The organism is Leisingera sp. SA32 (genome assembly GCF_056033425.1).
Genome location: NZ_JBVYHB010000036.1, coordinates 1 through 8,514, shown reverse-complemented (window position 1 = coordinate 8,514; position 8,514 = coordinate 1). Strand labels below are relative to the sequence as shown.

Genomic DNA, 8,514 nt, shown 5'->3' with positions numbered 1-8,514 from the left:
TGAACCGCGCCGGGTTTGCCGGAGGCTGATTTCAGTTAGTTACGCGGCTCGTGCCTCAGTTTCCAGAGCGGCGTAGAAATTGGCCTCTGCTTCTGCCGGCGGAATGTTCCCGATAGGCTCGAGCAGACGGCGGTTGTTGAACCAGTCCACCCATTCGAGTGTTGCGTATTCCACCGCTTCGAAGTTTCGCCAAGGACCGCGGCGGTGAATGACCTCGGCCTTGAAGAGACCGTTGATCGTTTCGGCCAGCGCGTTGTCATAGCTGTCCCCAACGCTGCCGACAGAGGGCTCGATACCAGCTTCTCCCAACCGCTCTGTGTACTTGATCGACAGGTATTGGCTGCCGCGGTCGGAGTGGTGAACAAGCCCCATCGCCTTTGTCGGCCGCCGCTCGTGAACAGCCTGCTCCAGCGCATCGAGAACGAACCCGGCATGCGCCGAGGTGCTGACACGCCAACCAACGATCTTGCGGGCATAGGCATCGACAACGAAGGCGACATAGGTGAACCCCTTCCAGGTGGCGACATAGGTGAAATCGCTCACCCGGAGCATATTTGGAGCAGGCACCCGGAATTGCCGGTTCACTTTATCCAGCGGGCATGGGGCCTTCTTGTCGGGCACAGTCGTCTTGTGCGGCTTGCCCCGGATGATACCTTGAATACCCATGCTCCTCATCAGCCGGGCGACCGTGCAGCGGGCGACGTCGAAACCTTCCCGTTGCAATTGCCGCCAGACCTTCCGCACGCCATAGACTCGCCAGTTCTCTTCGAAAACCCGCCGGATCTCGGGCCGCAATGCCGCGTCACGCCGGGCACGGTCCGACCACCGGGCCGGATCAGCCCGCTTCGCCAGGTGGTCGTAATACGTGGAAGGGGCAATCGGCAGGACAGTGCAGATCGGCTCGACCCCATACTCCGCGCGATGCATGTCGATAAATGACACCATCACTTCGACCGGCGGTCGAGCTCCGCCATCGCAAAATACGCTGATGCCTTGCGGAGGATCTCGTTCGCCTGGCGCAGCTCGCGGTTCTCCCGCTCCAGCGCCTTCAGTTTGTCGGCCACATCGGTTGGAACGCCCGCCCGCTTGCCGCTGTCGACCTCTGCCTTCTTCACCCACTCATTCAGAGTGTGCGCCGAACAGCCGATCTTCGCGGAGATCGACATGATCGCCTGCCAGCGGGAACTGTGCTGGCCCTGGTTGTCCAGCACCAGGCGCACCGCACGCTCGCGAACCTCAGAAGAATACTTGTTTGTTGTCTTGCTCATTGTGGCTTCATCCTACTCAGGAGTTGAAGCCTCCGGCAAACCCGGTGCGGTTCATATTGATGATCCACCCCTCTCGTCTTAGAAGCACATGGACGGACCTGTAGCCATAGCGCACACGCGTTTCTGCAATCTCCTTGATCCGCCGCTCGACGGCAGCCTGGTCCGTCCGCCGGGACTCGTAGTGGTAGGTGGAGGGGTAATCCCCCCCGATTTTAAGGGGATGCGGAAGTAGAATTTCTCGGCAGGATGACCGAGGAGATTCCGATGAAGACAGCACGATTCACCGAGGCCCAGATCATGGGTGTGCTGCGCCAGATGGAGGGCGGCGTGCCTGCCGCTGAGCTGTGCCGCGAACATGGGATGAGCAGCGCCACGCTTTACAAATGGCGTGCGAAGTACGGCGGCATGGACGCCAGCCTCATCAGCGAGAGCGAGCCTTTGTCCGCCATTGGTCCGAGGACAATGGCGAGCGGCTATGGCCGAGGAGAACCGGCGACTGAAGCGCATGTACGCCGACGTCAGCATGCAGAACGACCTGCTGAAGGAGGCGCTCGGATAAGTGAGATCCTGAACGCCACTGGTTCGAGAGAAGGATCGAACAATCCGGCCAGCTCAACGCCGAGAGCTGGCCGATTAGCGGTAGCGATGAAGGGTGCCAGCATCGCGCTGGCATGCCGAGCATTCGATGTCAGTGAGACGTGCTATCGGTACAGCCCGAAGCTGGACGGGGAGAACGAGCAAATCGCCGACCTGCTCCTCGGCCTGACAGTTGCAAGGAAGACCTGGGGCTTTGGCCTGTGTTTCCTGTATCTGCGCAACGTGCAGGGTCACAGGTGGAACCACAAGCGTGTCTACCGAATATACCGTGAGCTGGCATTGAACCTTCGCCCCTCTCGGGACATCCCTGCGGGATGCCCTGCCGGGTGACAATCAAGCCGCGCAAGCGTCTGAAGCGGGAAAAGCCGGACGAACTGGCTGTGCCTGAGGCCCCGAATGAGGTCTGGTCGATGGACTTCATGGCCGACAGGCTGGGGGATGGACGGCAATTCCGGCTGCTGAACGTTCTGGACGACTTCAACCGTGAAGGATTGGGCATTGAGATCGACTTTTCACTGCCTGCGGAACGGGTTGTTCGAGCCCTCAACCAGATCATCGAATGGCGTGGTGCCCCTGGGAGAATTCCAGTCGACAACGGCCCGGAATACGTCAGTGGCACCCTCATGGAATGGGCCGAGAACCGGGGCATTGCCTTGGCATACATCCAGCCCGGAAAGCCTCAGCAGAACGCCTATGTCGAGCGCTACAACCGGACGGTCCGCCACGAATGGCTGGACTTATACATTTTCGAAAGCATCGAAGAGGTCCAGCAGATTGCCACCGAGTGGCTCTGGTCCTACAACCATGAACGCCCGAACATGGGCAACCGCGGGATGACACCTGCACAGAAACTAAAGATGGCCGCGTAAATTCTACGACCAAGCCCCCGCAAAAACGGGGGGATTACCGCTTTACATGAGACTGCAAAGCACACTTGGGTGCCGTCCGAAGCGCAATCGAACGCTCAATGCATCTTTCGTCTTTCCGTCGCTGGAGCATTTTGCCTGACGTCCCACCGTCGGCCCCTCGGAGGCTTCGCCAGCGCTATCGACCGCCTTGCACCTGCACAGGGGCACAACCATGGCCACCGACTTCCGATGTGGAGTATAGGGGGGAAGAATATGAATCGGCAGGGTGGTCTTCGTCCAATGATTTATGCGTGCAGAAACGGATGAGGTCTCACTAACATGGCTAAGCATACGATTGAGCTGGATGAGATCTCATCGTTGCTCCGAACCGAAGCGCTTCAGGCACGGGATTTTAATAGCGCGTTGCTTCTTGCGTCGCTCTATGGGCTTCTCCACTGGGAAAACATTTCCGGTTTCTTTGCAGATGAAGAACTTGAACACGCGCTGTTTGAGTACTGGAAGGACGAGTTCAAAGCAGCCAATGGCCCCCAAAAGGGGGATAAACCCTGGTGCCACCTTGTGACCCGCACCTACGCGTTCGGTGGCCACACGCGCTTGTTGCTGCAACTTGCAAAGGGTTTGGACGACTGTGGAATTGACCAGTCATTGATCGTATCGCAGGCCGGGTCTCAAAAAGCCACCAGAGAAATGCGCGCCAATTTTCAGGGGCCTTTGCGCGATATACGTATTATGGAGGGAAACCTCGCCCAAAGAGCACGTGGTTGTTTCGCTGCAGGACTGCCTGCACACGTAGTGGTGATGCACATCCACCCCCACGACATCGTTGCAGCGCTCGCTGCTCGGGCTTTACGAGAAGCCGGAAAGACAGTGTTGTTTGTGAATCATGCGGATCACGTGTTTTCGTTCGGCCCTGGTGCGGCCGACGCTGTGTTGGAAATCTGTGCAACCGGGTGGAAAACCACCAATGAACGGCGACATGCAAGAGCCCAACACTTCATGGGTATTCCGATCACAAGTGAGCGGGAACAGATGCCTCCTGAGAAGGAGAATCGTAAAGGACCGATCCTGACCATCGGCAGCCCAGAAAAATACCGCCCCTCGAGTGCGGCAAACTTTTCGCATTTTCTGGAACGTCTTTTGGAAAGGGTGCCAAATGACGTTGTAATAATCGGACCAAATGGAGCCGAGCCTTGGTGGACAGACCTGCGCGACAAGTTTCCAGATCGTGTCCACTTCAAGGGTTTTTTACCGCATGATGTAGTCAAAGAGGAGTATCAGAAAGCCTCTTGTTATGTGGATAGTTTTCCGATGGATGGGGGCACCACATTCTCCGAAGCGATGTTACAGGGATTGGCGACTTTCGGTCTCAATCGGCAATCGTCGCTCGGTATCAGCCCGGCGGATGAAGTTCGCTGCAACACCGAAGAGGATTTGCTCAATGAGGTGTCTGCATTCCTTCGCGGCGGAACGTATCCAGAGAGGGTCAAGCAGGCGCGAAGAACGATTGCTGTTGAGCTGTCTACAGAGGCAACGGTTCGCCGAGCCATAGATGCCGCGAGAGGACAAGGTGCCGAGTTGCCAGTTTCGCTTGCGAGCCTTGGGAACCGATCCATAGACTATAATGCCGATCACTGGAGAGCTGAGGGCCATCTCCGGATCCCCAGAAAGCTTTGGAGAAAACTGCGTTTACTTACTCGTGCGCGTCTATTTCTGAAAGTCGGGAAACTGCGCCTTTCAAAATCAACCTTAAAAGTTATGAGAAAACGCATTTTCCTTGGTTGAACAGACTTAGTGCCGATGTGATCTGACACCGCCCCTTCCCAGCAAGCTGCAACGGGGCGGCACATCCCTTGAGGCAAGGCAAATCTGTTTTACCCTTTAAAATTGTCACCAAGACACAAGTTTCGCGCAACCAAAGCCTTCATAGCCATAGTTATTGCCATTGTAGAACATGTAGGTGCCCGTAGCTGTGGTTACCACTGAAGGGTATGCCATCATTTCCGAGTCCCATCCTTGGTTTGAAAGGGAAAGTCCTTTAATGTCATCATAGCGTGTCCAATCGTAACCGTCCTTGGAAACTGCATACGCTAAGCGATAAGGCTCTTCTTCTTTTCCTTTGCCAAAGAACATGATGTACTGCCCACCCTGTTTGATAACATAGGGGCGACCTACACGATGTTCTCCAGCGAGGTTGTCCACCGCGAGATTCCCCGTAGATGGGAAGTTAACCCCGTCGTCTGATTCCATGTATCGAATGTTGTAAACAGGCAGTGTCTTGTGCTTGCCTTGGATAAACTCCTTACCTCCTCCATACCAAGTTCGCCATTTCCCGTTCTCCCGAAAAATGGAATGGATGACACGGAAGAGAGGTTCCTCGGGGGTTCGATCTACAATGGGGGTTTGTGAGTAGCGCGAAAAGGTTTCGCCATCATCCTTACTGATGGCCAAGCCGCCAAAAACTTGAAAACGAACTTTGTCACCGCGAAGATAGCCGGCATAATAGAGGTGGACTTCGCTACCCTTATTCAACACGGCACACGGCACTACGCCGTGAGAATCGAACGCTCCAAAACCGCCAACGTCTAGAACTGGTTGGCTGGACACATGTAGGACCCTCGTTGGGTCTTCGGATGCGACATCGACGTACCCAACCCGGCTCACGCCATCCTCGTCTCGGAAACCGCAGAACACCCGTATCTTGCCGTCAAGCACGATGGGCGTTGGCTGCAATGCCGAGTGCATTGCCCAACTCAACGTGCCGTCTGGTCCATAGATATGTCCAAGTTTTTCCCATTCCATCGAGAACATCCAATCGTTTTCATGTCGATCTGCCATGTCGCCATCCGAGAGGGAGAACACCCGCCACAAGATGAACCTGTTTGGGTGCGACATAGAGCGCGTCGTAGCGAGCCTTGGTCAGTATGTCTAATCGGATTTACTGGCTAGCACCAGAGCTGCCACTGCCGAGAGGTTGGCGACTATCAGTGTTAATCACGACATTCATGCGAGGTGCAGCACAGGCGTTCTGCAATCACGAAGGTTTTCCGGAGAGCCGCGATGCAGCTCGAAACGGGACAGTTGCTCAGGGCGCAAGCCCTCGAAACGCAGGACGATGGGGTGGTTGTTGGCCGCCATTAATTGATCTCCAGAAGGCTTCGCTGCACAAATCCCGCGAGGGATTCATCTTGTGAACCCAGAGTGATATCAGGGGAGCATGAGCAGTTGGGCCCCAACGAAGTATAAGGCCAGGAACTGGCCTTCGTACAAGGTCCGCACTACCCAAACCGAAATCCGTGCGAAGCGGACCACCCTTTTTATTCTTCTGCCCTTTGACAACCACGCGCACAATCCAGCGCCGCGCCCCTGATGGATCAACAACAAGATACAAACCTTTGCCATCCCCATGCCGCCCAGCGCCGAGGTTTTCCACCAGCTTTTAGTCAGTTTGCCAGACAGAGCCACCAAGATTCACACCACATTTCATACCACTCAATGAACGAGAACGGCCGCAACCGAAAGAAACTCAAGGCAGACAGAACTTGAGGCCAACACCAGAAGAACAAAAGAAAAAGGCCGCTCAAAGCGGCCTATTCAGATCCAAAAAAATGTAGGATGGCGGAGACGAAGCCCGCCATTTAACTTTCGCGCCGAGACGCATCCAATCGCACTACTGATTTTTTCTCAAGTATTTGCGATTTAACCCGTTGCCTTGCATCGCATCCTGTCGCATCCTGACGCCAGTTTTTAGGGGGGTATTTTGACGGGTATTGAATGCCGAGAGTAGCTAGAGAGCTTTCCGCGCTCGATGTGAAGAGATTGCAGCACCCCGGAACCGGGGGCAATGCCACATTCGCCGTTGGCGGCGTCTCAGGCCTACAAATGCAGATTACACCGAAAGGCGGGCGCACATGGTTGTTGCGTGTCACAGTAGGCGGCAAGCGCCGGGAAATTGGCCTGGGTGGTTTTCCAGACGTGACGCTTGCCCAAGCACGGGAACGGGCGCGGGAAACCAAAGACCAAATACGTCGCGGCATTGATCCGGTAGAAAACCGGAAAGCCGCAAGAGCCAACCTTGCCGTGGCACGCCTGCGCGGCCTTACCTTTGCAGATGCAACTGACAAAGCGCTTGCCGCCAAGCTGGACGCCTTCAAGAACCCTAAACACCGGCAGCAGTGGGAAAACACCTTGCAGACTTATGCCATGCCTGAGCTTGGCAAGATGCTGGTGGACGAAATCACCGTTCAGGACGTCCTGCGAGTACTGGAACCGATCTGGCAAAGCAAGACAGAAACCGCCTCCCGCCTGCGTGGGCGCATAGAGGCAGTGCTGGCCTGGGCCACCGCCGCCGGGCACCGGACGGGCGACAACCCTGCACGCTGGGCGGGAAACCTGAAAGAGCTTTTGCCAGCCGCCGCAAAGGTGGCGAAGCAGGCCAACCATCCGGCGGTACAGATAGATGACGCCCCGCGCTGGCTTGCGGCACTCCGCAAACGCGATGGCATGGGCACACGCGCATTGGAATTCACGGCGCTGACCGCTGTTCGCTCACAGGAGGTGCGCGGCGCTCGCTGGGAGGAAATCGACCTGGATACGGCAATTTGGGCAATCCCCGCCCAGCGCATGAAAATGGACCGGGCACACAGGGTGCCGCTGTCGCCAGACGCTATAGCCCTTCTGGAAGCCCTGCCGCGCTTTGCGGGCAACCCCCTTGTGTTCCCTGCCCCACGCGGCGGCGAAATGTCCGATATGACGCTGAGTGCCGCCATGAAGCGCTTGCACAAGGCGGACGTAGAGGCTGGCGGGCCAGGGTTCGTTGACCGCGTTAGCAAGCGACCAGCCGTCCCGCACGGCCTGCGCAGCACCTTCCGCGATTGGGTGGCTGAGCGCACCCACTTCCCCGGTGACATGGCGGAGGTTGCCTTGGCGCACAAGGTCGGCAGCGCCGTGGAAGCGGCCTACCGGCGCGGCGACATGGTAGAGAAACGCCGCGCGATGATGGCGGCATGGGCAGAATTCCTGACCGGGCAGAACCGGGCTGGGGCAGTTATTGTGAGGATTGGATGACCGAAGCGACTAAAGCTACACGGAAGACCATAGTAAAGCACGTTCACACTTATCATGCAAAGCTCGGCGACCCTTTTTTCCTACTCCCCTTCGAATTGCAGGGTGAAGAAAATGTGGAGGAATACTGGTGTGTCCAAGTTACAGCTCAAGAAGGTTTGCTGCCTGAAACCATCCATTCAATTATCTGCCGCAGCGCCGAAGAGGCCCAGGAGGTGGAAAGACGGCATCCAGTAGGCTCGCAAGGTAATCCCCCCCGATCTTAAGGGGATGCGGAAGTAGAATTTTCTCGGCAGGATCAACGAGGAGATTCCGATGAAGAAGACACGATTCACAGAAGCCCAGATCATGGGTGTGCTGCGCCAGATGGAGGGCGGTGTGCCTGCCGCCGAGCTGTGCCGCGAGCACGGGATGAGCAGCGCCACGCTGTACAAGTGGCGGGCGAAGTATGGCGGGATGGACGCCAGTCTCATCAGTGAGATGAAGGCGATGGCCGAGGAGAACCGGCGGCTGAAGCGCATGTACGCTGACGTCAGCATGCAGAACGACCTGCTAAAGGAGGCGCTCGGAAAAAAATGATCCGGCCAGCTCAACGCCGAGAGTTGGCCGTGAAAGCGGTGGCGATGAAGGGCGTCAGCATTGCGCTGGCATGCCGGGCATTCGATGTCAGTGAGACGTGCTATCGGTACAGCCCGAAGCTGGACGGGGAGAACGAGCAA

General features: G+C 56.8%; 4 protein-coding genes, 3 pseudogenes and 1 other annotated feature. Of the genes and pseudogenes, 4 read left to right on the top strand and 3 right to left on the bottom strand.

Annotated elements, in window-relative coordinates:
- Positions 1 to 39: 39 nt before the first annotated feature.
- Both AC0IPL_RS22135 and AC0IPL_RS22130 read right to left on the bottom strand, forming a co-directional pair.
- Positions 40 to 1,268, bottom strand: a protein-coding gene (locus tag AC0IPL_RS22135) for an IS3 family transposase (protein WP_474274872.1) whose coding sequence is annotated in 2 segments (ribosomal slippage) — positions 40 to 980 and positions 980 to 1,268 — 1,230 coding nt in all. Because the reading frame shifts where the segments join, the coding sequence is not laid out codon by codon here.
- Positions 871 to 987: a sequence feature (AL1L pseudoknot), on the bottom strand. Its footprint overlaps the gene before it by 117 nt.
- A 43-nt stretch (positions 1,269 to 1,311) precedes the next feature.
- Positions 1,312 to 1,461, bottom strand: a pseudogene (locus AC0IPL_RS22130) (IS3 family transposase); the annotation flags it as partial.
- Between the two features lie 71 nt (positions 1,462 to 1,532).
- Here AC0IPL_RS22130 and AC0IPL_RS22125 point away from each other — a divergent pair.
- Positions 1,533 to 2,734, top strand: a pseudogene (locus AC0IPL_RS22125) (IS3 family transposase).
- Positions 2,735 to 3,052: 318 nt separating this feature from the next.
- On the top strand, positions 3,053 to 4,516 hold the full coding sequence (locus tag AC0IPL_RS22120; RefSeq protein ID WP_474277528.1) for a glycosyltransferase family protein: 1,464 nt from the start codon (positions 3,053 to 3,055) through the stop codon (positions 4,514 to 4,516).
- Positions 4,517 to 4,621: 105 nt separating this feature from the next.
- Here AC0IPL_RS22120 and AC0IPL_RS22115 read toward each other — a convergent pair whose 3' ends face one another.
- A complete protein-coding gene (locus AC0IPL_RS22115; RefSeq protein WP_474277524.1) occupies positions 4,622 to 5,569 on the bottom strand; it encodes a hypothetical protein in 948 nt (315 codons plus the stop codon).
- A 936-nt stretch (positions 5,570 to 6,505) separates the two neighbouring features.
- On the opposite strand from AC0IPL_RS22115, the gene AC0IPL_RS22110 reads away from it, so the two are divergent.
- Positions 6,506 to 7,798: a tyrosine-type recombinase/integrase gene (locus AC0IPL_RS22110; protein ID WP_474277520.1), complete on the top strand. Its 1,293-nt coding sequence runs from the start codon at positions 6,506 to 6,508 to the stop codon at positions 7,796 to 7,798.
- A 312-nt stretch (positions 7,799 to 8,110) separates the two neighbouring features.
- Positions 8,111 to 8,514 (top strand): annotated as a pseudogene (locus tag AC0IPL_RS22105) (transposase); the annotation flags it as partial.